We start from the raw sequence: 24,620 nt of genomic DNA, 5'->3' as shown, positions 1-24,620 counted from the left end.
GTGCGTGCGGCGCGATGCGCGCGTGCCGGCTTCGTTCGTCCAGTTCGTTTGAAAGGGGACCCCGATGAAAGCCGCTGTACTGATTGCATTGACCTGCGTTGCGCTGACCGCTTGCGGCGGCGACGACAATTCCTCGTCTGTGGCGTCCGGCGGATCGGGGACGAGCAACAACGGTGGCGGTGGAACGGGCGGCACGGGGTCGGGCGGGACGGGTTCGGGCGGCACGGGAAGCGGCGGCAGCGGCGGGTCAGGCGGCAGCACGGTGACGCTGCGCTACGAGACGAAGCCTATCGCATCGGACAAGGCGAGTTTCGTGACGCTCGTCAACGGCGAAGGTGCAAAGGGCTATCGCTATCTGGGCGACTACTTTTACTCGGCCGACAATGCGACGGTTTCGATCTTCGTGAACGACGGGACGGCGCCGACCTACACATATCAGCTTCAGGACGCACCGGCCGATGTCGCGAGCTTCGTTGCTCAAGCCAACGCGCAGGGCGCGAGCGGTTACCGTTACGACGGCCCGCTATCGTACGGCTATCTCTATCGGAAGGACGGCGGCTCGTCGTCCACCTATTCGTACGTGAGTGCGGCGCTGCCGACCAGCCAAGCCGCATTTCTTGCGCAGGCAAATGGCCAGGGGCAGTCGGGTTACTGGTTCGTCAGTCCGATGATGGTGGCATCGGGCTCCGGCAATCTGTACATGAAGGACAACGCGTCGAGCGCGACCTACACCTACGAAGCGCTGCCGCAAGCATCGAATGTGGCTGATCTGGTTGCGCAGGCCAACAGCGAGGGGGCGAAGGGCTTTCGTGCGAAGGGGGCGAACATGTTCGGGAGCGATGTCGCATGGGTCTATGTGAAGGACCAGACGCAGTCGCCCACTTTCGCTTATCAATCGACCGCAATCCAGACGGCCGGCGCCGCCTTTGTTCAGCAGTCGAATAACCTGGCGGCTCAGGGATACGCGTATCTCAGCGACATCGTGACGGGAGGCGGCAGCGCGTCGTTCTATTTCAAACCGACCAACTGCACGGGCTTCCTGTGCACGACGCTGAATCCGCTCACGCAGAACTGAGCGGGCGCGTCCGGGGCGGCTGCATCGCACGGCGCGTTCCGTCGAACATGCCCCGCGCGCATTGAATCGAGTGCCTCAGGTGCGCTACATCCGTGGCCGCATCGTTTGTCGCCGGCTTGCCGGCGACATTTCACTTTGTACGTGTGTCGATCGGGCGCGCCGGAAACGCCGAGCGCGCACTGTCTCGACCGGCGCCGTCAGCCGTTGCGAAAGATCTCGTTGTACGCGCTCAACGCCGGCGCCCCGCCAAGATGCGCGTACAGCACCTTCGATCCCGGCTCGAATTCCCCGAGCCGTACCTTGTCGATCATCGCGTGCATCGATTTCCCTTCATAGACGGGATCGGTCAACATGCCTTCCAGCCGGGCGCACAGGCGAATCGCTTCCAGCGTGCCGTCGCTCGGCAAGCCATACTCGGGGCCGCCGTACCGCGTATCGAGCACGACATCCTGTTCGACGATATCGCGGCCGAGCCCGACCAGCTCGGCCGTATGCCGCGCGATCCGCGTGATCTGTTCGCGCGTCTGCTCGGGCTTCGCCGACGCATCGATCCCGATCACGCGATCCGCGCGCCCGTCGGCCGCGAAGCCGACGACCATGCCGGCCTGCGTGCTGCCCGTCACCGAGCAGACGACGACGTAATCGAACTTGAACCCGAGTGCCGCTTCTTGCGCACGCACCTCCTCCGCGAAGCCGACGAATCCGAGCCCGCCGAGTGGATGCTCGGAACACCCTGCCGGAATCGGATACGGCTTGCCGCCCGCCTGCCGCACGCTCTCCATCGCTTCTTCCCAACTGCGGCGAATGCCGATGTCGAAGCCGTCGGAGACGAGCCGCACGTCGGCGCCCATCATCCGGGACAACTGAATGTTGCCGACCCGGTCGTACACCGGATCTTCATAGTTGACCCAGTGTTCCTGCACGAGCACGCACCTCATCCCGAGATGCGCGGCGACGGCCGCCACCTGGCGCGTCTGGTTCGACTGCACGCCGCCGATCGACACGAGCGTATCGGCACCCTGCGCGAGCGCGTCCGGAACGAGATATTCGAGCTTGCGGGTCTTGTTGCCGCCGAATGCGAGGCCGCTGTTGCAATCCTCGCGCTTCGCATACAGCTCGACCTTGCCGCCGAGATGCGCGCTCAGGCGCTCGAGTGGCTGGATGGGTGTCGGGCCGAACGTCAGCGGATAACGGGGGAAGCGTTGCAGGTTCATCGGCGGAGGCTCCGGAAAGGGAAACAAGACGGGAAAGCGGATCGTTCGGGCGCTGCCGGCAGGCCGGGCTCCGATGCAAAAGATGATAGGCAGAAGCGCGGGAAATGAGCTTGCGAAATGAATTGTGTAGACCTACGTTATCGACGATATGAATGCAGGTTAAGCAATTTCAATTCGTTGAAATGGGAGTTGACGCAATGAAATTAGATGGCGGCAGTACATCGCGAGCCGACGCCGCACCGACGCTCGATCGCATCGACCGCGCGATCCTGCGGCAACTGCAGCAGGATGCGTCGATCTCGAACGTGAGCCTCGCGGCGAAGGTGAAGCTGAGCGCGCCGGCGTGCCTGAGGCGCGTCGAGCGGCTCAAGGAAATGGGGCTGATCCGCGGCATCGTCGCGTTGCTCGAACCGAAGCCGCTCGGCGCCGGGATGCTGGTCGTGATCGGCTTCGTACTCGATCGCTCGACGCCGGAAGCGTTCGCCGCATTCGAGAAGGCGGCGCAGAAAGTGTCGGGGTGTGTCGAATGCCACGTCGTGACGGGAGAGTTCGACTACTTCATGCTCGTGCGCACGCGCGACAACGACAGCTTCAACCGGCTGCATGCCGAGCAGTTGCTTTACTTGCCGGGCGTGCGGCAAGTGCGCTCGTTCATGGTGCTCAAGGAAATCCTGTCGACGCATGCGCTGCCGCTGTAGCGCGGCAGGGCAGCGGGTTTTCGCGTCGGGCGTCCGCGCGGAACGAATCGCGATTGCACCGTTCATACGCCGATTCGCGTCCTTGACTATCATGCGCCGATGCAGGGCAGATGCTGCATGTCGCGACAACCCAACTGTGAGGGCATCATGGCAAGACAGACGATGGCGGAATATCTGGCGAAGACGCTTGCAGCAGCGGGCGTCGAGCGCATCTGGGGCGTGACGGGCGACAGCCTGAACGGCCTGTCGTTCAGCTTGAGCCAGATCGGCTCGATTCGCTGGATGCACACGCGGCACGAGGAAAGCGCGGCGTTCGCGGCCGGCGCCGATGCGGCGTCTACCGGGCGGCTCGCGGTGTGCGCGGGCAGTTGCGGCCCCGGCAACCTGCACCTGATCAACGGGTTGTACGACTGCCACCGCAACCACCAGCCGGTGCTCGCGATCGCCGCGCACATTCCGTCCACGGAGATCGGCCTCGGTTACTTCCAGGAAACCCATCCGCAGGAGCTGTTCCGCGAGTGCAGCCACTTCGCCGAACTCGTGACGAACGCATCGCAGTTCCCGCGCGTGCTGGCGCGCGCGATGCGCACCGCGATCGACGAGCGCGGCGTGGCGGTGATCGTGCTGCCGGGCGATATCGCGCTCGGCGACGGTCCGGACGAGGCGCCGGCGTGGAGCGAAGCGGCGCCGCCGTCGATCCTGCCGGCCGATGCCGATCTCGACCGGCTCGCGGCGCTGCTCAACGGGTCCGACGCGGTCACGCTGCTGTGCGGCAGCGGCACGCAGGGCGCGCACGACGAAGTGGTCGCGCTGGCCGACACGCTCGGCGCGCCGGTCGTGCACGCGCTGCGCGGCAAGCAGTTCGTCGAATGGGACAACCCGTTCGACGTCGGAATGACCGGGCTGATCGGTTTCAGCTCCGGCTATCACGCGATGGAATCGTGCGACACGCTGCTGATGCTCGGCACCGATTTCCCGTATCGGCCGTTTTATCCGACCCATGCGAAGGTCGCACAGATCGACTGGAAGGGCTCGCAACTCGGCCATCGCGCGCCGCTCGCGCTCGGGCTCGTCGGCACCGTGAAGGAAACGATCGCGGCGTTGCTGCCGCGGCTCACGCGCAAGACGCAGCGGCGCTTCCTCGAGAATGCGCTGAAGCACTACGCGGCCGCGCGCAAGGGGCTCGACGATCTCGCGGTGGCCGAGCCGCCGGGCCGCGCGATTCATCCGCAGTACCTGACGAAGATCGTCGACGAAGTCGCGGCCGACGACGCGATCTTCACGGCCGACGTCGGCACGCCGACACTCTGGGCCGCGCGCTACCTGACGATGAACGGCAAGCGGCAACTGCACGGCTCGTTCAACCACGGGTCGATGGCGAATGCGATGCCGCAGGCGCTCGGCGCGCAGGGCGCGCATCCGGGCCGGCAGGTCGTGTCGCTGTCGGGCGACGGCGGCCTGTCGATGCTGCTCGGCGATCTGTTGAGCGCACGCCAGTTGAAGCTGCCGATCAAGATCGTCGTGTACAACAACAGCCTGCTCGGCTTCGTGTCGATGGAGCTGAAGGCGGCCGGCTATCTCGACACGAACGTCGACCTGAGCCCGACCGACTTCGCGGCGATCGCGAAGGGCGCGGGTATTTTCAGCGTGCGCGTCGAGCATTCGGAGAACGTCGAGCACGCGTTGCGCACGGCGTTCGAGCATGACGGGCCGGCCGTGGTCGACGTCGTCACGTCGAAGTACGAGCTCGCGATGCCGCCGAAGATCGAGCTTGCGCATGCGAAGGGCTTCAGCCTGTTCATGCTGCGCGCGATCCTCAGTGGGCGCGGCGACGAGATCGTCGAACTGGCGAGAACGAATTTGCGGTGAGAGGGCGGCGCAAGCGGGACGGGCGCCGGCCGCTGATCCGGCACGAATTGATCGGGTAAATCAGGGACAATCTTCACGTCACCTTAAGTTTGCGTTTCCTAGAATCGATTGATCGTCGCGTGTCCCGCGGCGGACCGATTCGCCCAGGAGGATGCGCATGAACCTTGCCCGTGTCGCCGTAGCCCTGTCCCGCGCAGTCATCGGCACCCCGCCGCCGACCGCGCAAGCGCCGGAGACCCGCCTATGACGTGGCCGAACGCGTGGCGTGTCTCGGCACTGTTCGTGCGCGAGTGGGTCGGCCGGCCGGCCGCGGTGGGCGCGTTGTGCCCGAGTTCGCGGCATCTGGCGCGCGAGATGGCCGATGCGGTGCCGGACGGCGACGGGCTGGTCGTCGAACTCGGCGGCGGCATCGGCGCGATCACCGCTGCGCTGCTCGAACGCGGCGTCGCGCCCCGGCGTCTCGTGGTGGTCGAACGCTCGCCGGCGTTCGTGCGGCATCTGCGGCGACGCTTTCCCGGGATCTCGATCGTGTCGGGCGACGCGCGGCAACTCGAGCGGCTGCTGCCGCCGGGGGCCACGGTCGACGCGATCGTCTCGTGCCTGCCGCTGCGCACGCTGCCGCGTGACGACGTGGCGGCGATCGTCGGTCAATGTCGTCGCGTGCTGGGGGCCGACGGTGTGATGATTCAGTTTACGTACGATTTGCGGCCGCCTGGCCGCCATCCGCTAGGTGATTCGGCATTTACTGCCTGCAGTAGCCGGATCGTCTGGGCAAATTTTCCACCTGCGCGCATCGTGACCGTGCGCAATGCTGCGGCCGAAACGCCGCGACTCGTCGAGTATTGACATCATGCGACCGTGTTGGAACGCGCTGACAACGCGTTGCGTAGCGAACGCCCCGGTCGTGGCTTTGCGGCATGCGTTTCTACGTCCACGGCTCCGTCGGCCTGGATTTCGAGTGCGTACGATGCTTTCCGCGGCGGTGCCGACAGCTCCGGTTTTCAATATTGCGATGTCGTGCGTTCGATTGTGCGCGGCCAGATCCGATGTCGATTTAAATGTTCTCTGAATTGACCGCACTGCCTCGACACGAATCGTCAAAGTCAATTTTCAATTGTTGACAGTGATGGATGAGTCTTGTGCGAGAATTCAGTATGCATGGCGTAAGGTTTTGACGCGATATTCTCCATACGAGACATCGGATCGTCGATTTCCGTGCAGGGACGATTCTGTTGGCGTGCGCTGATCGGCGCGTTCAGGTACAGGCACCGTGAACGGAGTGATGGACGCGCGGTTAAAAAAGGGCGGGGTCGCTGGGGATTTTCGGCGCCCCATGACATTCGACTGACGAACGGGGCGATAAATGTCTGGCGTGCTGGACGAGCTTCTGCGAGGCTACAGCGACCTGCGCCGCTATCTTTCCAGGCGGCTGAGCAGCGACGACGCTGCCGATCTTGCGCAGGCTTCGTTCGAGGTGGCGCTTCGCTATGCTCAGCAGAACGAAGTGCGGTCGCCGGCTGCGCTGATGTTCCATGTTTCGAATAACTTGCAGATCGATGCGGCGCGACGCCGCCGATTTTTCCCCCAGCAATTGTGCGAAGACGTCGGCGACGAAGGCATTGACCGGCTCGTGCGTTCCGATGTGACGCCGGAGCGCGAATGCATCGCGCGCGAGTCTCTCGATCAGGTGACGCGGGCACTGGACGGGTTGCCGCCCCGGTGCCGCGAAGCATTCGTGCTTTGCAAGTTGCATGGCCTTTCGTACGAAGAGGCAGCGCAGGAAATGGACATCAGTCCGACCGTCATCAAGAAGTACCTGGTTCAGGCAATGAAAGCGTGTCGGGACGCTGTGCTATAACTGCGCAACCGCGCGCATTGCACGGGGCCGCCGTTGACAGTCGACATGCCACTTACCCAGGCCGAGATAGACAAAGCCGATGACTTGCTCGTTTCGCTGATGTTCGGTAGCGACGCGGAGAAGTCGCGCGCGCAAATCGAGCTTGAATCGTGGGCGGGCAATATCCCGGAGCGGCGCCAGTACCTGGCTGATCATCATGCGGCGGAGCGTGTCGTCGATGCACTGAGCGACGACCTCGGCCGACGGTACAAGCGGCACGTAGGTCCCGCCGTTCACCCTCCAGCTCGTACCGAAGAGCGAATTTCCCGGCCCGTGCCGAGCGGCCGGCGTACGGGTGTTCGCGTAGCGACCTATGGCGCAGCGCTCGCATTGTTCGGCGCAATTTCGACGCTCTGGATCGTCAACCCGATCCTGACGAGCCAGCACCTGCGAACCTCGATCGGCGAGCACGTCGATGTCGCACTCGCCGACGGCAGTCACGTTACGCTCAATACCGATACGGAAGTGATCTTCGTGAACCGGCTCCGCTCGCGCGATGCGACGATTCAACGGGGCGAGGCGCTGTTCTCGGTTGCCCATAGCCTGGTGCGGTCGTTCGACGTGTCGGTGGGCACGGCCAACGTCCGGGATATCGGCACACGCTTCACGGTGCGGAAAATGACCGATGGCGTGGACGTTGCCGTGCTGGAAGGCCGGGTCGAGCTGACTGCGTCCGCAGGCGCTGCGCCGGTACCGTTGCAGGCCGGCCAGGCCGCGCGCGCCGATCGCGTGGGGAACGTCGAACTGCAGGACCAACAGCAGTTCGATGCGATGGTCGGCTGGAAGGATAACCGCCTGCAATTCAACGGGACGCCGTTGCGGGACGTCGTCCACGAAGTGCAGCGCTATCGCAAGCAGCCGATCGTGCTCGCCGATGCACGGGTGGGCGACTATCGCGTGACGGGCGGGTTTTCCAGTGCGGACCCCGACTTGCTGTTGAAGACGTTATCGAGCGTCGTGCCGGTGACCGTCGACATTCAGCCGGCGGGTACGGCCGTGATTGCGCCGCGTCGTTGATACGCTCGACGGCATGCGTCGCCTGACCGTCTGGGTGCGGACTGCCGCTATCGAAGGCGGCTGTCGGTAAAAATAATTGCAGGCTGCCGACTGGTCCCTTCCTGCGTCTCGTTCGCCTCATTGACAAAGAGGTGCGTGGCGCGTGTGTCGCGTCGATCAGGTGCAAAGGGACGAAGTGGGGCGGGCGAGCATGGGAAAAGCACGGGCGGGCAACAGGATGAAGGGGCTGGCGCGCGTCGCTGCCGCCCTGTGGACACTGTTCAGTTCGCCACTCCATGCTCAATCGGCCGTCGAGTTGCCCGCCCAGCCGCTGGGCAGTGCACTGGTACGTCTGGCGAGCGCCATGGGCGTCAACATTCTCGCGCCCGACAAGCTCGTTGCGGGCCGGCAAGCGCCGGCCGTATCGGGGCACATGTCGTTGCGCGACGCGCTCGATCGCCTGTTGGCCGGCACCGGACTGAAAGCCGTGGCACGCGGCGACAAGACTTATGTGATCGAGGCGTCGTCTTCGGCGCCGCAATCGGCGCTGCCGGAGTCGGCTGAATCCGTGTTGCCGACGATCGAGGTCAACGCGAGCGCGATTTCCGACGCGCAGGGCTTCGTGAGCGAATCGTCGAGCGCGGCGACTCGCACCGACACACCCATCGTGCTACTCCCGCAGTCGATTCAGATTCTGAACCGGAAGTTGCTCGAGAGTCAGGGTACGCAGTCGGTATCCGATGCGCTCGCTTATCTCGGCGGCGTGACGACGAGCAATTACGGCGGCGTCCAGGCCCAGGCGACCGTCCGCGGATTCAATGCGCCGGTGACGGTCAACGGTCTGCCGACGGCGCTCGGGCTGAGTTCGCAGGTCGCCGGCGCGTTGAGCATCCCGATCGACGGCATCGAGAAGGTCGAGGTGCTCAGGGGGGCGGACTCCATTCTGGCCGGCGCAATGGATCCGGGCGGGATCGTCAACGTCGTCACCAAGCAGCCGACCGAGAAGCCGGTGCGCGAGGTGGCGGTGCAGGTCGGCTCGTTCGGGGACTGGAAACAGGCGATCGACCTGGGTGGCCCGTTCGGCGGCGACAAGCGCCTGACTTATCGTTTTGTCCTGTCGGCCGAGAGAACCGGCGAGAGCACGTATGGATACGACGGTTCCAAATCCCTCTACGTCGCACCGTCGGTGAGCTGGAAATCGGCCGGCACATCGATCGTCGTCGGCTACCGTCATCAGGTGCAGGACGTGCCGCTCAATGCGACGACGCTGTTCGGCCCTGACGGGTCGCCGGCGAAAGTGTCCTTGCCGACGGCCCAGCCTGGCGGGACGCTCGTCCAGTCGGACGACGTCGACGTCGATTTCAAGCATCGATTCAACGAGATCTTCTCGATCGAAAGTCGCACCGTTTATTCGCGCTATATCGAGAAATATTCGAATACCGGATACTGGCCGGTATCTTTTGCTTCGACTCCCGACTCGGCCTACTTCAATGCACTGGCCGGCGATCATCATGTACTCAACGTATTGACCGACAACAACCTGAATGCCCGATTCTCGACCGGCCCCGTCAAGCACGTGGTACTTGCCGGGTTCCAGTATTCGGTGAGCTGGGAAAGTTCAAGTCTTCCGGCCGGTGGCGACAGTTTGCTGGCGGCGCCATTTCCGAGCCCTGTATTGCCTCCCTATAACGGGTCGTTCGTCTACAACGATCCCGGGAAAAATTACTTCAGCAACACGTATCTGCAAGATCAATTGTCCTGGGGGCGGCTGCATGTGACGGCGAGCGTTGCCTATGGGAAGTCGCAGTCGCCCGGCGCGGCATCCCAGCATGCGTGGTTGCCCAATTTCGGCGTGCTTTACGAGCTGACGGACACCTTGTCCGTCTACGCGAGCTCGATGCGCAGCTTCTATCCGCGACACGGTTATACGTTGACGACAGGTGGGACGCCGCCGCCGTATTCGGGACGTTCCGTCGAGGCAGGCGTGAAGCTGAATCTGCTCGACGATCGCCTGGCGTTGACCGCGGACGTGTTTCGAACCGAGTCGGCAACCGTCGTTCAGCCAATCCCGGGTACCGGCCTCGTCGATCTGCAAGGTGGACAGGTGACCCGCGGTGTCGAGGCCAGCGCAATCGGGCGATTGTTGCCCGGCCTCAACCTCAATGCGAGCTACGCCTACAATGCCGTGCAAAGCGGCCCGGGTCTGCCGCGTCACGCGGGTTCGTTGTGGCTGACCTACGATCTTCAGGGCGAACGGTTGAAGGGCTGGGGCGGCGGCATCGGCGTGCTGGCGCGTACCGAAACATTCGTCGGGGAAGGCAGTGGCAATCGCTTGCCGGGGCAGGCCCAAACCGACTTCGGCATCTGGTATCGGGCGAAGCACTGGTCCACCACGCTCAGCGTCAAGAACGTATTCGATCGTGTGCTCTACCAGTCTGGTGCAACCAACAATCAAGCGTTTCTGCAGCCCGGCAGGCTGGTCTATCTGACGGCACGCCGCGACATCTAGCCTCGGCGCCTTCCGTACCGGCAACCGGCCGCAACGGTATCTTGCCGCGCGGCATCGATGCCGAATACCGCCGGGAGCAGCAGTCCCGGCTCGGACCGAGGCAGACGGCAGTCATTGAAATATAAAAGCATAATCAATGTCGGAGGCCCGATAGAGATTTTTGCAAAAAATCGACTGGTCCGTTTTCCTGCGTCATTCGCCTTTGCATATAGAGACGTCGAAACGACTTCGTCTGGCAATCGACAGTTGGCTCGTCACGCCGGCTGGGCGTTCGTACGGCATCAGCGTATGGCCGATCGAGAGCGGAGCGTCCCCGTCGACGAACTCGGCAAGGCAGTGAGGTGGTGTTGGCATCGATTCGAAGCGTGAAACTCCATGGCAATCGATATGGATTCCTGATTGTATAGGCGCGGCGATGACATGTCGGTGATGCGGATCGTCATTCTGTTAAGGATTTGGTCAAGCACTGAATTCCGGAGCAGAGGCATAGGGTCGGGCGTGCGATGGATAAATTCACCAGATATATACAAAGGAAATGTGAGCTGGAGGCGCAGATCGCCAGGGACCGTGAGCTGGTCCGTGACGAAATCCTCATTGAAATCATGCTTGCGATCGAAGAATTCAACTTTGATTCGAGCGAGCTTTTTCCTGGCGGAAAGAAGCGAAAAATCAAGCCGAAATACTTTGATCCGCAAAGCGGGGCGGTGTGGAGTGGAAGAGGGCGTGAGCCGCTCTGGTTGAAAGGCAAGAATAGGCGAGATTTCGAACTCGAGTCGACGGAGTGACGCGAAACGGCGTAGCAGGAGGCGGCTGCGAATAATGCCGCCGCAGTTCCCGGTGCATCGAGACGTCGAGGTTCATACAGCTTTGGCCGTGTCCGGTAATCCTCGTAACCGGACACTTTGCGCATCATCACCCCTCATGCGCACTTTTTATTCTGAAAGACGGAGATTGGTGGCGGACGCTATTGAGGAATGAGACGTGAGTACATTTCGGGAAGTCAGAATCCAGGCGTTGCAGCAGGCGTTGATGGACGAAGCACGTGGATTTTGGATCGACAACGAAGTGGCGGAAAGCGTGATCGCCAAACTCGACAACGTGACGCTGGCTGCAAGGATATCGATTGTCAATCGGAGATCGGCATCCACGGAGAGAGATGAATTGCAGAATCGGCTTGATCTAAATGGCGACGCGTCGAACTCGTCGTCGTGACATGAAACTGATTATTTCAAGGAGGTGGACGGATTTCATTGATGGTTTTTTCTGGATGAACAAATTTGATCGACATGTGGAAGGTTGAAATGAAACTCAACAAGAAATTCACCCTGCTTGCGGCCATTTCGCTGCTCGCAAGCGCATCGACGGCTTTCGCCGCATCTTCGGGGACGCCGGTTGCATCGTCGGCAACGGGCACGCTCGCCGTGACCGGGGCGCTCGTTCCCGGCACCTGCAACGTCACGTTGCAAGGTGGCGGCAAAGCCGATTACGGCACCATCAGCAGCGCATCGCTGAATGCTTCGTCGACGACCGGTACCGCACTGCCTACCTCGGCGCCGATTCCGATGACCGTGTCCTGTTCGGCTCCCACGCAGATCGCCTTTCGGATTCTGGACAATCGCGCTGCCAGCCTGACAAGCATCAAGTCCGGCAGCAATGTGACGTTGCAACTGAACAGCGGCACCGTTGCGAAATGCGCGTCCTCGTGCCCGGGCTATCTGGCCTACGGTCTCGGTACGGTCAGCAGCACGAACAACACTGCCGTGGGCGTTTATTCGATCACCGCGGACACGTTTGCGGTCGATGGAACCGCGGGTGCGGCTGCCGCGACCTACGGCGCGGACAGCAAGGGCAGCTTCGGTCCTTACTCGCACGCGACCGCAGTTCAGGCGTATTCGCAACCGAGCGGGTACTGGACCTGGGTTTCGAGCGTCACCGCCACCGCACCGGTAATGGGTCAGGTGTTTACGACGAATCTGTATGTCACACCGACGATCAACAACACCAGCGCGCTTCCGTTGAACACGAATATCAAGCTCGACGGCAACGCGACCGTCACGATTTTCTATATCTGATGTTCGAGCGTGACACATTAGCTTGAGGACGACATGAAAAAACGAATCATCGAAGCGGCGCTTGCTGGCGCCGCACTGAGTCTGGCCGGCGCATCGTTTGCTGGCCCGCCCGTTCCCGGCCCGACCGCGACGCTGACGGTGACGGGCACGATCACGCCGCCGTCGTGCACGCTGTCGCTCGGCGCAAACGGTAATGCAGCATTCGGCACGACGCCGCTGAGCAGCATTTCCAACAATGCGACCGGCACCGTGCTGACGAATCCGCAGACGGTCCCGCTGACGATCACCTGCACCGGCAATACGCAGGTGGCATTCGGCGTCAAGGACAACCGCGCAGCCAGCGTGGTGAGCGGGCTGACGGCCAACTGGGCGTCGGGTATCGCAGCAGGGACGACGAGCGCGACGAATGCGTTCGGCCTCGGCCAGTCGAGCTCGAAGAACATCGGCGCTTACACGCTGACGGCCAACACGTTCGCGGTGGGTGGTACGGCCAAGACCCCGGCCACGATCACGTTGACGAACGAGACGCTGGCGCCGGCGGCGTCGACGTCGGCAGGCCTGGTCGTGAACCCGAGCGACGCCACCAACCTGATCACGTGGGCGGACAGCTCGTCGTCGACGGCCGCATCGACCGGCCAGACCTTCACAGCCAACATTGTCGTGACGCCGACGGTGAATCAGTCGAGCGCACTGCCGACGAGCGGCAACATCACGTTCGACGGCAACGCGACGTTCACGGTGTATTACCTGTAAGGGCCTCGAGGCGCCGTCTCGCCGGCGCCTCGTCTTCAAGACGTTTTCTCTCGTGCTTATCATGAAAAACAGGATTGCTAATAAATATGGCGTGCCGATTATCGCCAGCCTCGCGCTGTTAAGCACGACAAGCCATGCAGACAACCTCAAGCTCGAGTCCTCGGTGGTACTGGTCGATGCAGGAAAGGGGGAGGCGTCGCTTGGCGTACTCAACAACGACAAAGGCCCGTTGCTGATGGTGACGCGCCTGGAGAAGATCCCGGAAGAGCCGGTGCAGCGTCTGACCGTCACCCCGCCGGTCGCACGGGTCGAGCCGGGCGATACGCAGGTCGTACGATTCTTCCTGGTCAGCAAGGACGACATCAAGGTCGAGCATCTGGAGCGCGTCAGTTTCGAAGGCGTCCCGCCGAAAGACGACAACTCCGTTCACATCTCGATCAGGCAGAACATTCCCGTAATCATCCGGCCGAAGAACCTGGCCCGGAACGACGAGCCATGGAAGCTGCTGACATGGGCCCGCAACGCGTCCGGATTCTCGGTGAAGAATCCCGGCCCGTACGTCGTGCGCATGGCGCAAGCGGCGACGCTTCTGCCAAGCAAGACCGCGGTTGCATTGCCCCGGACCTACATCCTGCCGGGAGAGACGCTCGATATCAAGACGAAAGCCCCGAGCGCGTCGGATACGGACATCGAAATCAGTCCGGCTTCGCTGTACGGCTACATCGTCGGCAAGTATCCCGCGAAGATCGGCTCGTCCACCGCTGACGCGGCAACCGCGTCGACCGGCGCGGCCTCCGCCATGGCCACGAGCACTCCTCAATAACAAATCGGCGGCCCATCACCTACATGCAATACCCAGAATGCTTCCCGACGCGGACGCTGACGCACTGCATCCTGCTTGGTCTCGGCGCCGTATCGGCAGCGCATGCGGCCGACACGAAATTCGACGTGGAGACGCTCAAGTCGATGGGTATCTCGCCGGCGGTGGCGGATTACTACAGCGCCGAGCCGCGGTTTCCGTCCGGCGCGAACTCGGTGACGCTGATCGTCAACGGGACGCGGATGGCGACGACAACGGTGCAGTTCGATCGGAACGGCGCACCGTGCCTGACGCACGACGTGCTCGATCGCGCCAACGTCGAATGGCCGGGGCGCGAAGCGGCGACGGCCTGCGTTAACCTCAAATCGGTTTATCCGGATGCGGTCACGACGCCGAAGCCGTCGCAGAACACGCTCGAATTGCTCGTGCCGCCGGAAGCGGTGCGCTCGCGGGATCCCGCGCCCGTCTACGGGCAAGGCGGCCGGGGTGCGATGCTGAACTACAACCTGTTCACGGTTCGCACGCAGGCGCCCGGCTCGCATAGCAACACGTATTACGCAGACACGACGTTCGGCTTCAACGCGGGCGACTGGCTGTTTCGAAGCCACGAAATCTACTCCGGGCAGGACGGCAAAAGTCAGTTCCAGCATCAGGAAGCCTATATCCAGCGCACGTTCACGCAATACAAGTCGACGTTTCAGGCAGGCCAACTGAGTCTGCGCAGCAATCTGTTTTCCGCGCCGCTGTTTACCGGTGTGCAGATTTTCCCGGAAATGCAGCTCGGCGAAGACAGCAGCACGAGCGTCTCGGGAATCGCGCAGACACCTTCCCGAGTCGAAGTGCGGCAAGCCGGCGTGCTGATCTATTCGACGCTGGTTCCGTCCGGGCCGTTTACGCTGAACCGGCTGCCGCTGATCAACGGCAGTTCGGACCTGCAGGTCACCGTGATCGAGGCCAACGGCTCTCGGCACGGGTTCATGGTGCCTGCCGCGTCGTTCGCCAACAATTTCGTCTCGCCGGAGAAGGGCGTGTCGTTCGCGATGGGCAAGCCGCGAACGATCGGCGGCGACGTCTCGTATCTGCGGAGCAACTGGTTCGTGACCGCGACGGACGTGATGCCGCTGCCGCACCTCCACGCGAACCTGACCACGGGTCTGCTGGTGGGGCAAGACTATCGGTCGATCGGGCTGGCGGTGGACGGTTCGCCGACGCGGCGCGTTCGCGCGTATGTGCGCTCGGTATTCGCAGACGACGCGCGCATCGACCACAAGGGCTTCAAGGGACAGTCGGGGATCAGTGCGATCCTGACCGAAGCGATGGCGCTCAGCGCATCGGTGACGCATCAGACTCGCGGTTACCGCGAGCTGGCCGACTCGCCGAGCTATCTCGACCTGTACTACGCGAACACGAAAGACACGTTCAATACCACGGTGTCCTATTCGACACGGAATTTCGGTGGCTTCAGTGCCGGCTACACGCGCATTGCCAGTTTCGACGGTTCGAACAGCAACCGCGCGCTGCTGAGCTGGAACAAGAATTTCAAGAAGGTATCGGTGTCGGTGAGCGCGGATATCGGTTCCGGGCGCGGCATGTCGAACCTGTACTACGCGAACATCAGCTTCCCGATCGGCGACAACGCCGGATACGTGTCGGCCAACGTATTCCGCACCGGCGACCAGACCCAGGCTGGCGTCACCTACGACCAGCAGGTCAACGACTACTTCGGCTACAACGTGGCCGCGGCGACGCAGGCGCCCGGCGGGCATCAGAACTACAGCGCAAGCGTTCGCGTGCTGCCCAAGTACACGCAGTTCGGCGCAACGGCCACCGCGACGAGCGACAGCGCGCAGTCCTATTCGGCAAGCCTGACCGGCGGCGTTGCGTTCGATGGCATGCATCCGCTGTTCTCGCCGTATGCGATCGGCGATACCTATGCGGTCATGCAGGCGGGCGACCTGTCGGGTGCGCGCATCGTCACGCCGGCGGGCCCGGTATGGACGGACTATTCGGGCCGCGCCGTCGCGCCCAACCTGACGCCGTATCGCAACAGCCGTCTCGAGCTTGGCGTCGACGGGCTGCCGCGAAACGTGGAGGTGAAGGATGCCGTCAACGTGCTCGACGCGGGGCGCGGTTCGGTCGGCCGTGTGGCGTTCAAGGCGGTACGCATCCGTCGCCTTCTGCTGACGGTGCACGATGCCCAAGGCAAGTCGCTCGAAGGGGCGAGCGTGCTGGCGCCGGACGGCCGGTTCCTGACGATCGTCGGCCCCGAAAGCAAATTGTTCGTCGACGCCGAGCAGTTCGCAAACGGCGCGCTTCAGCTCAAGCCCGAGGCCGGGCCGGCGTGCTTCATTCACTTCAAGCCGAATGCGCATCCGGATGACAACGCGATCTACGAGACCGCGTCGACCGTGTGCGCGGGGAACTGATTCATGTCGAATCTATCGAGTACGAGTCGAACGCTGGTCGCGACAGTCATCGCGTGTTGCATGACGCCGGCGCACGCCGGTTTGCCGTTGCCGGGCCAGCCGTTCAATCAGGGTATGCCCGTCGCGCCGGGTCAGGCTCTCTCGCCAGGCCAGGTTGTAGCGCCGGGCAGGAATATCACGTCATTCAACAAGGGGCCGTTCGGGCGTATCGGGCAAGCGATCGGCACGCCGGGGAACGCATCGTCCGAATGTGTGCTGACGCTGAGCAGCGCGAAGATCGATTTCGGGCGCTACAACAGCGGAGCGGCGGCAAATGCGGCACCCGGCACGCAGATCCCGATCGGCACCCGGGGGACGAATCTGCAGGTTGCCTGCCCGCAGCCCGGGTATGTCGCGATCACGTTGCATGGGCAGACGCGTCCGGACGGGGCTCGATATGCGTTCGGGCAGTCGGGTGACGTGACCGTTACCGCACGTTCGGCACAAGCCGACGGGCGGACGATTCGCGTCGGGCTGGTCGACACGCCCGGACAGGTTCCGCAGATCTGGCAGGACGAAGTGAAGTGGCTGCCGGGGAAGACGCTGGTGCTGGGCGAGCCGAACGTTACGCCGTTCAGCCAGGCGAGCGTTCAGCTGACCGTCGAAGCGAATCTCGACTCGACCAAGGCGCATCCGACCGGTGCGTTGTTGCTGACGAATTCGCTTCAGTTCAGTCTGTTCCGCTGGGAAAAGTAGCGACGCGACGGCGACGCAGGTTTCGACGGACGGCAACGGATGCATCGAGCGTATTGGAAGAACGGGTATGAAGCCATGTGTCGATGCCTGTCAGCCGTACTGGAACGGCGTCCCCGAGGTAATGATCGATCGGAATCGAGGAGAAAATCGGTGACCAATACGCAGCATTATTCGGCGGCGATCATGTCGGACGGACAACGCATTCTCGACGTCATCGAGCCGGGCCGAGCCTACGAGCCGGCCAGATTGGCCAGTCAACTCGGCTTGAGAACCTCGGCGGTTCGGGCGTGGCTGGAACACTGGGTCGCTGCCGGCAAGCTTGAACAAGGCATGTTTCAGAACGCCGACGGCGGCCGCAGGGTGTGTTTCTTTCTTCCTTCGGGCAACACGCCGTTGTGCGCTCACGACGAAGCCCGGCGTGTGGTCGAGGTGCGTGCGCATGACGTACTCGAGGCGATGAAACCGGGTGTCGGCCATCGTGTCCGGGAAATCGCGACGCGGCACGTGCTGCCGCTACACCGGGCGACGGCGCTGCTCTCCCTGTTGCTCCGGGATGGGCGGGTGATCAGGAAAACGGGGGGCGGAACTCACCGCCGGTACGACCTGTACTACGTCGCGGGCACCGAGCCCGATTCCGTCACGCGGGTCGCGGCAACGCCTGCACCGGCACATACGCACGCGACGGCACCGTTGTCCAGTCAACCTGCGTACGACGCCGAATATGCCCGCGCGCTGCGATCGCTGCGCGACATCTGCACGGCGAACCGTGGTCGATCGTAGCCGGTTCGTCGAGAGACGAATGTAATCGTTCATGTGAGCACGCGTGTCGCGAGGAAACGAATGAGCCGAATTCAACAGCGCCACGGAAGACGTATGGGCGAGCATCTGTTCAATCGCTGGATCGCTGCGGGGCTCTTCAACGGCGATATCGAGAAAGCGGGTGGAAGTACGGTCAACGAACGAAGCCTGATGTGCGACATGCTGGCCAGCCGGCTGGCCGTCGCGTTTCTCAAGAGCGAGGTCACCTGTGACGCCGGGCTTCGTGCGATGGGAAATCTGATCGTCGTTTCGAATACGCACTTGTCTCCATTTTGCTGGGCGGTTTTCGACGCATTTGCGGCCGGGATTTATGGTGCAGATGAAATCTCGATATATCTTGATCCGGTTCTGACGTTCACGGTCTCGCAGATAAAACAGGCACTTGCGCGCCACGAGAATGGGCGCGAAGCCGGTGCGCAGGCTTCCGGTTAGCTGGCGGGCCAGAGCGAATTCCGCCGGGAGAGGCATTTTCTGGTGTTGGCGGTCGTTGATGTGTTTCGCAATGCTTATTTTGTAGTTACGTGTTTGATGTTCGTTGTTTTTTTAAACATGAAGATCAGGATGGCTATGAAAAAATATGCGCAAATCAAATCGCGATCGGATGATTTAATGTCGAACGGTCGCGCGTGGCGTTTGCCGGCCGCGCTCGTGTTGAGCGCTGTGCTGTCGAGCGCATGCGGCGGCGACGACGGTCCGTCGGCCTCGTCGGCCGTGCCGGTCGAAACGCCGACCGGCACGCCTACGCTCGCGGCCGACAAGCCGTACTTCGATCCGATCGCCTACGGCAACCGAGCCGACGATTCGATCGACGATACCAACGAAGACGGCGCGATAACCCATCACGTCGTGACACTCAACGGGACGCCAATCCAATACACTGCGACGGCGGGCCATCTCGTGACGACCGATCCCGATAGCTCGCAGCCAAACGCGAAAATCTTCTACGTCGCATACACCGCCGATGGCAACGATGTGAACACGCGTCCGGTCACGTTCTTCTACAACGGCGGGCCGGGTTCCGCTGCGGTCTGGCTGTTGCTCGGCTCATATGCGCCGAAGCGAATCAAGACCTCGATGCCCGACTACACGCCGCCGGCGCCATACACGATCGAGACAAATCCCGACAGCCTGCTCGACAAGACCGATCTCGTGTTCATCAATCCGGTGGGGACCGGTTATTCGACGGCGATCGCACCGGCGAAGAACAGGAACTTCTGGGGTGTCGACCAGGATGCGTCTTCGCTGAAGCAGTTCATCAAGCGCTACCTGACCGCGAACCAGCGCTGGAACTCGCCGAAATTTCTTTACGGCGAGTCGTACGGTACACCGCGTACCGCCGTGCTTGCGAATGCACTGCATAGCGACGGCGTCGATCTGAACGGGATCGTGCTGCAATCGTCGATTCTCGATTTCCGCCATGGCGACGATCCGGTTGGCCTGCTACCGACTTACGTCGCCGATGCGTGGTATCACAAGAAGTTCACCGCGCCGACCCAGGCGACGACGCTTGCCGGTGTGATGTCGGAGGCCGCGCAGTTCGCGTCGGGTGACTTCGCGACGCTGGCGAAAGACGCGATCGCCGCGAATGCGGCGGTGACGGCAACACGCTACGACCCGATCCTGTCTGCCGGTGTCGATGCGGCTTTCGCGGCGGCAGGCAGCCCGTCGTCGATGAAATGGACGGACATCATCGCGTACTTCGAGACGCAACCCAACGCAAGCGTGCTGCTACAGAAAACGCTGGCGTATTTCGATGCTGCCGACGCGGCGTCCAGTCTCCCGGCGCCGAGCGATGCGGCCGTGCAACGCGTTGCGCAGTACATCGGCATCGACGAGACGCTGGTGCGGAAGGCAAAACTGCTCGTCGATACCGACACGTTCCAGCGCAACCTCGTGCCGGGACGCAGCGTCGGCGCATATGATGGCCGCGTGACGACGACCAACCTGGGGGTGGCGGCCGACGTGAGCCTGATCAACAACGACGCATTCGATCGCGCAACGAACGGCGTATACATCGCTGCCTGGAACGTCTATTTGAATCAGGAGCTGAAATACACGTCGAACTCCGCGTTCACCGGTATCACCAACGTGTCGTGGGACTGGACGCACAAGGACCCGACCGGCAAGACGTCGCACGGCCGCGGCAATCTGAACACGGTCACCGATCTGGCCGCGATCATGGGGATCAATCCGGACCTGAAGGTGTTCCAGGCGAGCGGCTATTTCGATGACGTGACGCCGTGGTACCAGACCCGGATCGACTTGCAGAACATGCAGATCGACCCTGCACTGCGCAAGAATCTGCAGATCAACGAATATCCGTCCGGGCACATGATTTATCTCGATCCCGAATCGCGCACCGCGTTGCGCGGCGACCTGCTGAAGTTCTTCCAGGCGGTTGGTTCTGATCGGGCGGCGATGACGCGGATCCTGCGGTTGCAGAAGGCAGGCCGCGGGACCTGACGCGCGTCGGAACGGACGGCGGCACGACGACGCCTCTGGTTCGATCGCGGACCGGCAAACTGCGCAGCCCCTTCGAGACGCGCCCGGATCGTTGCGTCGGCTAGTCCCGCGACGCGTCGTCACGAACGGATCGCCGGGAAACCGAGATGAAACCGCGATGAAACCGCGATGAAACCGCGGCGATTCGTGCAAGGAACGCGTCGACTATCTGGCGTGATCGACGCGTCGTAAGCGGCGCTTGCGGTCCGTTCGGCCGGTATCGTATTGGCGATACGGCAGAGCCGCGGCCGGGTTCCTCGGTGCCCGGCGACGCACGCGGAAAGCTAGACTCGCGTGCTGTTCGCCATCTGCACCGCAGGCCGCGACGCGATGCGCTTGATGAAGCGATCGAGCGGCGTCGCATAGGCTCGCGCGATGACTGCACTGAGTCCTGCTGAAAGCACGAGATACGCGACGAGCAGCGCCAGCTTGCCGTCGCCATGCGTGGCAGACGGCGCCCAGAACGTGCGCAGCGTGCCGAGCACGATCAGATGGAACAGGTACAGCTCGTAGCTGAGCCGGCCGCTCCAGCGCAGCGGCGCGAGCATATGGCCGTGAGCGGGCGTGCGTTGCGCATGTGCGCCGATCAGCAACACGGCCGTGCCGAGTGCCATCGCGGACACGCCGAACACATGGCTTTCGGCGATCGGCCACGCGAGATAGAGCGCCGTCATCGCCGTTGCCGTGAGCCATTGCATGGGCGCGGCCGCGAGCACCTGCCAGCGCGCGCGTTCGGCCAGCAGCGCGGTGCAGCAGCCGATTGCGATGCCGTCGAAGCAGGCGAAGTACGCGTACAGGAAGCCGCCTTCGTCGCCCGGATGCGTGTAGCGGTACACGGGGCCGATCGCGGCAACCAGCAGCCAGAACGCGAACAGCAACGTGTCGCGGCGCAGTGCGATGCACAGCAACGGGAACGACAGGTAGAACACTTCTTCGACCGACAGCGACCACAGTACGCCGAGCGCGTAGTTGACCCATCCATACGCGCCGATCAGCACGTTCATCCAGAACGTGAGCGACGCCAGGTTCACGAGCCAGTACGACACGGCGACGCCCCGCGGCGCATGGTTCGCGAAGATCGGCACGCCGGCCGCGGCCAGTCCGTTGACGAGCGCGAGCAGCAGAAGCAGGCACGGGACGATGCGCGCGATGCGCGACACGTAGAACGCGCGCACGTCGAGCGTGCCGAGGCTGCCCCAGCGGTGGCGCGCGTTCGACGTGATCAAGTAGCCCGAGATCGCGAAGAACATCGTCACGCCGTAATTGCCGTTGCGCACGATCGCATGGGCCGTGTCCCAGCCGAGCACGCGTGCGAGCGTGGTGTTGCGCAGCGGATACGCGATGTTGAAGTGATGCAGCAGGACGAGCAGGATCGATACGCCGCGCAGCAGGTCGATGCGGGCGTTGCGCGGGGCGGCGCTCATTGTGGCCGGGCCAGTTCGGCGAGCGCCGGCAGTGTCGCGAGAAACGTGTCGCGCGAGCGCAGGCCGGCATTCGGCGTGAGCGCCTGCTCATCCTGGATCAGGTTCGCGAACACCAGCGTGCGCGACCCCTTCGTCGCCCAGCCGACGAACCAGCCGTACGCGTGCGCGGCGTCGTACTCGAGGCCCGGCGATCCGGTGCCCGTCTTGCCGTGCACGGTCCAGCCGCCCGGCTGCACGTCGAGCAGCGTGATGCGTTCGGTCATGTCGTACGCGTGCGCGCTGACGGGCAGCGTGCGGCGGACGATCTTGCGCATGAACGCGATCTGTTCGAGCGGCGAGATCCGCAGCGACGAGTTGACCCACGCGCCCATCACGCCGGGAAGTTCGCCCTGCTTGCTGGTGACGTCGGCATTGCCGTAGCCGAACGCGCTCGTGTACTGCTGGAAGCGTGCCTGCCCGAGCGCCTGCGTGACCTGCTCCGAATACCAGAAGATCGACAGCTTCATCCAGCGCGCCGGATCGGTCGGCCCGCGCCACGGCGCACCGCCCCAGTCGGGGTAGCCGGCGTGGAAGTCGAGCGTGGGCGTGTGCTCGTCCTTCAGCACGCCGGCGTCGAAGCCCATCAGGCCGATTGCGACCTTGAACGTCGATGCGGGCGTCACGCGGGTCGTGCAATCGCCCTGCTGCACGAGCACGTTGCCGGTGGCGGCATCGGCGACGACGGTGCAAACGGGATGGGCGCGAGAGGACGCGGCGGCCACGAGGCCGGCGAAGGCGAACAGCGCATGACGCCAATGCTTCAAGTGCAGCTCCTTGGAAAGCGTGCGGAAGGGGTACGGGGCGGTCGGGAAGCGGAAGGCCGTGCCGAATCGAAGCGACGGTCGGCATTCGATGACGAGGTCGATCGCCGCCGTCGGGGTGGCTCACAGTGTATCGGGGGATCGCCGGCTGTCGACCTGTCATGGTTGACGGGGCACGCGTGCGACCTTCACCAGTTCCGGCGGTTCATGTCGTTCGCGCACCCGTTGCCGCGACGATGAAAAAGCCCGCCGGCAGACCTGTGCCTGCGGGCGGGCGAAGACACCTCGCGCCGACCGGCGGGGGTATCGCGTGAAGAACGGAGAACGGGCTTGCGTCAGAACTTGTGGCGCAGCGCGAGCCGTACGGCCACCTGGTTCGACGTCGACGACGGCGCGTCCGTGCCGGGGATGAATGCGTTGTCGAGGATCGAGTTCGTCCGGTCGCCGGCGATGTGCTGGTACGCGGCCTGCACGTACACGTCGGTGCGCTTCGACAGGTTGTAGTCGGCCATCAGTCCGACCGAATGGATCTTCGGCTTCGCGTCGCCGCTCGATGCGTCGTACTTCTCGAGCGACAGCACGTACTGCGCGCCGACCATGAACGCCGGTGTGATCTGGTACGAACCGTTTACCTCGAAGTTCTGGTACTTGATCGCGCTGACCGTCGCCCCCGGCGCGATGATCGCGCCCGGCGTGCCCAGGTAGCCGTTACCGGTTGGGTTCTTGTAGTTCGAGTTCGTGTACGCGAAGCCGACCGTCGCTGGCCCGAACGTGTAGTTGATGCCCGCGCCGAACACGCGCATGCGCTCGGCGATGTAGCTCGCGTCGTTCGCGGTGATCGCGCCGGCCGAGCCGTTGCCCGGATGATTCGCCTGCAGGTACGCGGCGCCGATCAGCAGCCCGCTGTTCTGGTACTGCGCGCCGAAGCTGTACGCGCGGTTGTCGGAGAAACCGGTGCTGTTGCTGAAGCTGTATGCGCCGCCGAACTGGAAGCCACCGAAACTCGGGCTCGCGTATTTCACCGTGTTGTCGAGGCGGAACGAGTTGTCGGTGTTGTCGTTGTCGAACGGGTGCGCGAGCAGGTAGCCGCCCCAGTTGCCGTTGGCGGTGGTCGGCGCGAGATAGTCGACGACGGAGTCGTACTGGCGGCCGAACGTCAGCGTGCCGTACTGCGCCTGGCTCAGGCCGACGTACGCCTGGCGGCCGAACATGCGGCCGCCCTGGCCGAGCCGGCCGCTGTTCACGTCGAAGCCGTTTTCGAGCTGGAAGATCGCCTTCATGCCGCCGCCGAGATCCTCGCTGCCCTTCAGGCCCCAGCGGCTGCCCTGCGCGTAGCCGCTGGCCATTTCGTAGACGTGGCCGGTGCCGACGTTGTTCGTGTAGTTCAGGCCTTCGTCGATCACGCCGTACAGCGTGACGCTGCTTTGCGCGAACGCGGGCACGGCGAAGGTGGCCGTTACGGCGAGCGCCGTCAGGGTCTTTTTCATTGATGAGATCTCCGGGATATCCAGCTTGTATCGGTTGTCGTGAGCGCGTCCGGCAAGGCGCGCCCCGTCATCCGGGGCGATCCGGCGCAGCGCGTGCGGCGCCGGATCGCGCAACGCGCGGCGGCGCGGCACCCGGCAACGTCGGGTCGTGTCTCCTCCGATGACACCGCGCATTCTTCCGAAGCCGAAACGGAATCGAAAGCGAGTAATTTCGATGGATGGGATCGGGTTCGCCAATGGGGGCGCGACGGGCGGTCTCGACCGTGGAAACGGGCGGCGCGGCGTCACGATTCGATGTCGGCCGGGCAACGGCGAGCGGCGCGCAATGCCGCCCGAGCCGGGCCGTGGCCGCACCACTGGAAAACGTTCGGGAGGCCCGCCGCACGGGCTTCGCAGCGCGTCGGGCGATCGATTGGCGCTGCCGATTGCAATGATCGGAATTACTCGTTTCCCTAAACAAATTGGCGGCTCAAACATGCAGGCTGACCGGGCGTGGATGCGTTCGCGATGCGCCGGTCGCCGCG

21 protein-coding genes and 1 pseudogene are annotated in these 24,620 nt (G+C 63.3%); 17 read left to right on the top strand and 5 right to left on the bottom strand.

Annotated features, from left to right (window positions below):
• A partial coding sequence (locus WS89_RS34775; RefSeq protein ID WP_257128252.1) for a hypothetical protein occupies positions 1-261 on the bottom strand: 261 nt, incomplete at its 3' end.
• A gap of 1 nt (position 262) precedes the next feature.
• Between WS89_RS34775 and WS89_RS27365 the strand changes: the two genes are divergently transcribed.
• A complete protein-coding gene (locus WS89_RS27365) occupies positions 263-1,075 on the top strand; it encodes a hypothetical protein (RefSeq protein WP_257128251.1) in 813 nt (270 codons plus the stop codon).
• Between the two features lie 197 nt (positions 1,076-1,272).
• On the opposite strand, the gene WS89_RS27360 is transcribed toward WS89_RS27365, so the two are convergent.
• Positions 1,273-2,289 (bottom strand): 1-aminocyclopropane-1-carboxylate deaminase, encoded by a 1,017-nt coding sequence (locus tag WS89_RS27360; protein WP_059501734.1) that lies wholly within the window; start codon positions 2,287-2,289, stop codon positions 1,273-1,275.
• A 197-nt stretch (positions 2,290-2,486) separates the two neighbouring features.
• On the opposite strand from WS89_RS27360, the gene WS89_RS27355 reads away from it, so the two are divergent.
• The 16 genes and pseudogenes from WS89_RS27355 to WS89_RS34770 all read left to right on the top strand — a co-directional run.
• Positions 2,487-2,987 carry an Lrp/AsnC family transcriptional regulator gene (locus tag WS89_RS27355; RefSeq protein WP_059501736.1) on the top strand — a complete coding sequence of 167 codons (501 nt, stop codon included), beginning with the start codon at positions 2,487-2,489 and terminating at the stop codon, positions 2,985-2,987.
• A 147-nt stretch (positions 2,988-3,134) separates the two neighbouring features.
• Positions 3,135-4,856 (top strand): ubiquinone-dependent pyruvate dehydrogenase, encoded by a 1,722-nt coding sequence (gene poxB / locus WS89_RS27350; RefSeq protein WP_059795058.1) that lies wholly within the window; start codon positions 3,135-3,137, stop codon positions 4,854-4,856.
• A 243-nt stretch (positions 4,857-5,099) separates the two neighbouring features.
• Positions 5,100-5,702, top strand: a complete 603-nt coding sequence (locus tag WS89_RS27345) for a class I SAM-dependent methyltransferase (protein ID WP_059795054.1) — start codon at positions 5,100-5,102, stop codon at positions 5,700-5,702.
• A 517-nt stretch (positions 5,703-6,219) separates the two neighbouring features.
• Positions 6,220-6,714: an RNA polymerase sigma factor gene (locus WS89_RS27340; protein WP_059501742.1), complete on the top strand. Its 495-nt coding sequence runs from the start codon at positions 6,220-6,222 to the stop codon at positions 6,712-6,714.
• Positions 6,715-6,759: 45 nt separating this feature from the next.
• Positions 6,760-7,770: a FecR family protein gene (locus WS89_RS27330; RefSeq protein ID WP_082741989.1), complete on the top strand. Its 1,011-nt coding sequence runs from the start codon at positions 6,760-6,762 to the stop codon at positions 7,768-7,770.
• Positions 7,771-7,960: 190 nt separating this feature from the next.
• Positions 7,961-10,258 carry a TonB-dependent siderophore receptor gene (locus WS89_RS27325; protein ID WP_082741988.1) on the top strand — a complete coding sequence of 766 codons (2,298 nt, stop codon included), beginning with the start codon at positions 7,961-7,963 and terminating at the stop codon, positions 10,256-10,258.
• A 503-nt stretch (positions 10,259-10,761) separates the two neighbouring features.
• Positions 10,762-11,043, top strand: a complete 282-nt coding sequence (locus WS89_RS27320) for an H-NS histone family protein (RefSeq protein WP_059501750.1) — start codon at positions 10,762-10,764, stop codon at positions 11,041-11,043.
• A 196-nt stretch (positions 11,044-11,239) separates the two neighbouring features.
• The gene (locus WS89_RS34015; protein WP_060354180.1) at positions 11,240-11,470 is read left to right on the top strand and encodes a hypothetical protein; all 231 of its coding nucleotides are present in this window, start codon (positions 11,240-11,242) and stop codon (positions 11,468-11,470) included.
• 89 nt (positions 11,471-11,559) lie between these two features.
• The gene (locus WS89_RS27315; protein WP_059501752.1) at positions 11,560-12,330 is read left to right on the top strand and encodes a DUF1120 domain-containing protein; all 771 of its coding nucleotides are present in this window, start codon (positions 11,560-11,562) and stop codon (positions 12,328-12,330) included.
• 33 nt (positions 12,331-12,363) lie between these two features.
• Positions 12,364-13,083, top strand: coding sequence for a DUF1120 domain-containing protein (locus WS89_RS27310; protein WP_059795043.1), 720 nt, complete (start codon positions 12,364-12,366; stop codon positions 13,081-13,083).
• A gap of 61 nt (positions 13,084-13,144) precedes the next feature.
• On the top strand, positions 13,145-13,906 hold the full coding sequence (locus tag WS89_RS27305; protein WP_059795040.1) for a fimbria/pilus chaperone family protein: 762 nt from the start codon (positions 13,145-13,147) through the stop codon (positions 13,904-13,906).
• 23 nt (positions 13,907-13,929) lie between these two features.
• Entirely contained in the window at positions 13,930-16,329 is a 2,400-nt protein-coding gene (locus WS89_RS27300; protein WP_059795037.1) for a fimbria/pilus outer membrane usher protein, read from the top strand.
• 3 nt (positions 16,330-16,332) lie between these two features.
• Positions 16,333-17,064, top strand: a complete 732-nt coding sequence (locus WS89_RS27295) for a hypothetical protein (RefSeq protein WP_156440617.1) — start codon at positions 16,333-16,335, stop codon at positions 17,062-17,064.
• A 150-nt stretch (positions 17,065-17,214) separates the two neighbouring features.
• Complete coding sequence (locus tag WS89_RS27290; RefSeq protein WP_059501762.1) at positions 17,215-17,844, top strand: hypothetical protein; 630 nt, start codon at positions 17,215-17,217, stop codon at positions 17,842-17,844.
• 60 nt (positions 17,845-17,904) lie between these two features.
• On the top strand, positions 17,905-18,315 hold the full coding sequence (locus WS89_RS27285; protein WP_156440616.1) for a hypothetical protein: 411 nt from the start codon (positions 17,905-17,907) through the stop codon (positions 18,313-18,315).
• A 177-nt stretch (positions 18,316-18,492) separates the two neighbouring features.
• Positions 18,493-19,611: pseudogene (locus WS89_RS34770) on the top strand (S10 family serine carboxypeptidase-like protein); the annotation flags it as partial.
• A 1,058-nt stretch (positions 19,612-20,669) separates the two neighbouring features.
• Here WS89_RS34770 and WS89_RS27275 read toward each other — a convergent pair.
• The 3 genes from WS89_RS27275 to WS89_RS27265 all read right to left on the bottom strand — a co-directional run bounded on the left by WS89_RS27275 (position 20,670) and on the right by WS89_RS27265 (position 24,096).
• The gene (locus WS89_RS27275) at positions 20,670-21,809 is read right to left on the bottom strand and encodes an acyltransferase family protein (RefSeq protein WP_059795025.1); all 1,140 of its coding nucleotides are present in this window, start codon (positions 21,807-21,809) and stop codon (positions 20,670-20,672) included.
• On the bottom strand, positions 21,806-22,612 hold the full coding sequence (gene blaOXA, locus WS89_RS27270) for an OXA-1043 family class D beta-lactamase (RefSeq protein ID WP_179949892.1): 807 nt from the start codon (positions 22,610-22,612) through the stop codon (positions 21,806-21,808). Before blaOXA ends, WS89_RS27275 begins: the two co-directional genes overlap by 4 nt.
• A gap of 332 nt (positions 22,613-22,944) precedes the next feature.
• Complete coding sequence (locus tag WS89_RS27265; RefSeq protein ID WP_059795019.1) at positions 22,945-24,096, bottom strand: porin; 1,152 nt, start codon at positions 24,094-24,096, stop codon at positions 22,945-22,947.
• Positions 24,097-24,620 lie beyond the last annotated feature (524 nt).

The sequence above is a fragment of the Burkholderia sp. MSMB1072 genome (assembly GCF_001524725.1).
Classification (GTDB): Bacteria; Pseudomonadota; Gammaproteobacteria; order Burkholderiales; family Burkholderiaceae; genus Burkholderia.
Note: the sequence above shows the minus strand (reverse complement) of the source record. Positions and strands in the feature narration are given on the sequence as shown.

Excerpts from the sequence above, each read along its gene's own strand:
- WS89_RS27360 (WP_059501734.1), bottom strand. The coding sequence starts at position 2,289 with ATGAACCTGCAACGCTTCCCCCGTTATCCGCTGACGTTCGGCCCGACA.
- WS89_RS27355 (WP_059501736.1), top strand. The coding sequence starts at position 2,487 with ATGAAATTAGATGGCGGCAGTACATCGCGAGCCGACGCCGCACCGACG.
- poxB (WP_059795058.1), top strand. The coding sequence starts at position 3,135 with ATGGCAAGACAGACGATGGCGGAATATCTGGCGAAGACGCTTGCAGCA.
- WS89_RS27345 (WP_059795054.1), top strand. The coding sequence starts at position 5,100 with ATGACGTGGCCGAACGCGTGGCGTGTCTCGGCACTGTTCGTGCGCGAG.
- WS89_RS27340 (WP_059501742.1), top strand. The coding sequence starts at position 6,220 with ATGTCTGGCGTGCTGGACGAGCTTCTGCGAGGCTACAGCGACCTGCGC.
- WS89_RS27330 (WP_082741989.1), top strand. The coding sequence starts at position 6,760 with ATGCCACTTACCCAGGCCGAGATAGACAAAGCCGATGACTTGCTCGTT.
- WS89_RS27325 (WP_082741988.1), top strand. The coding sequence starts at position 7,961 with ATGGGAAAAGCACGGGCGGGCAACAGGATGAAGGGGCTGGCGCGCGTC.
- WS89_RS27320 (WP_059501750.1), top strand. The coding sequence starts at position 10,762 with ATGGATAAATTCACCAGATATATACAAAGGAAATGTGAGCTGGAGGCG.
- WS89_RS27315 (WP_059501752.1), top strand. The coding sequence starts at position 11,560 with ATGAAACTCAACAAGAAATTCACCCTGCTTGCGGCCATTTCGCTGCTC.
- WS89_RS27310 (WP_059795043.1), top strand. The coding sequence starts at position 12,364 with ATGAAAAAACGAATCATCGAAGCGGCGCTTGCTGGCGCCGCACTGAGT.
- WS89_RS27305 (WP_059795040.1), top strand. The coding sequence starts at position 13,145 with ATGAAAAACAGGATTGCTAATAAATATGGCGTGCCGATTATCGCCAGC.
- WS89_RS27300 (WP_059795037.1), top strand. The coding sequence starts at position 13,930 with ATGCAATACCCAGAATGCTTCCCGACGCGGACGCTGACGCACTGCATC.
- WS89_RS27295 (WP_156440617.1), top strand. The coding sequence starts at position 16,333 with ATGTCGAATCTATCGAGTACGAGTCGAACGCTGGTCGCGACAGTCATC.
- WS89_RS27285 (WP_156440616.1), top strand. The coding sequence starts at position 17,905 with ATGAGCCGAATTCAACAGCGCCACGGAAGACGTATGGGCGAGCATCTG.
- WS89_RS27275 (WP_059795025.1), bottom strand. The coding sequence starts at position 21,809 with ATGAGCGCCGCCCCGCGCAACGCCCGCATCGACCTGCTGCGCGGCGTA.
- WS89_RS27265 (WP_059795019.1), bottom strand. The coding sequence starts at position 24,096 with ATGAAAAAGACCCTGACGGCGCTCGCCGTAACGGCCACCTTCGCCGTG.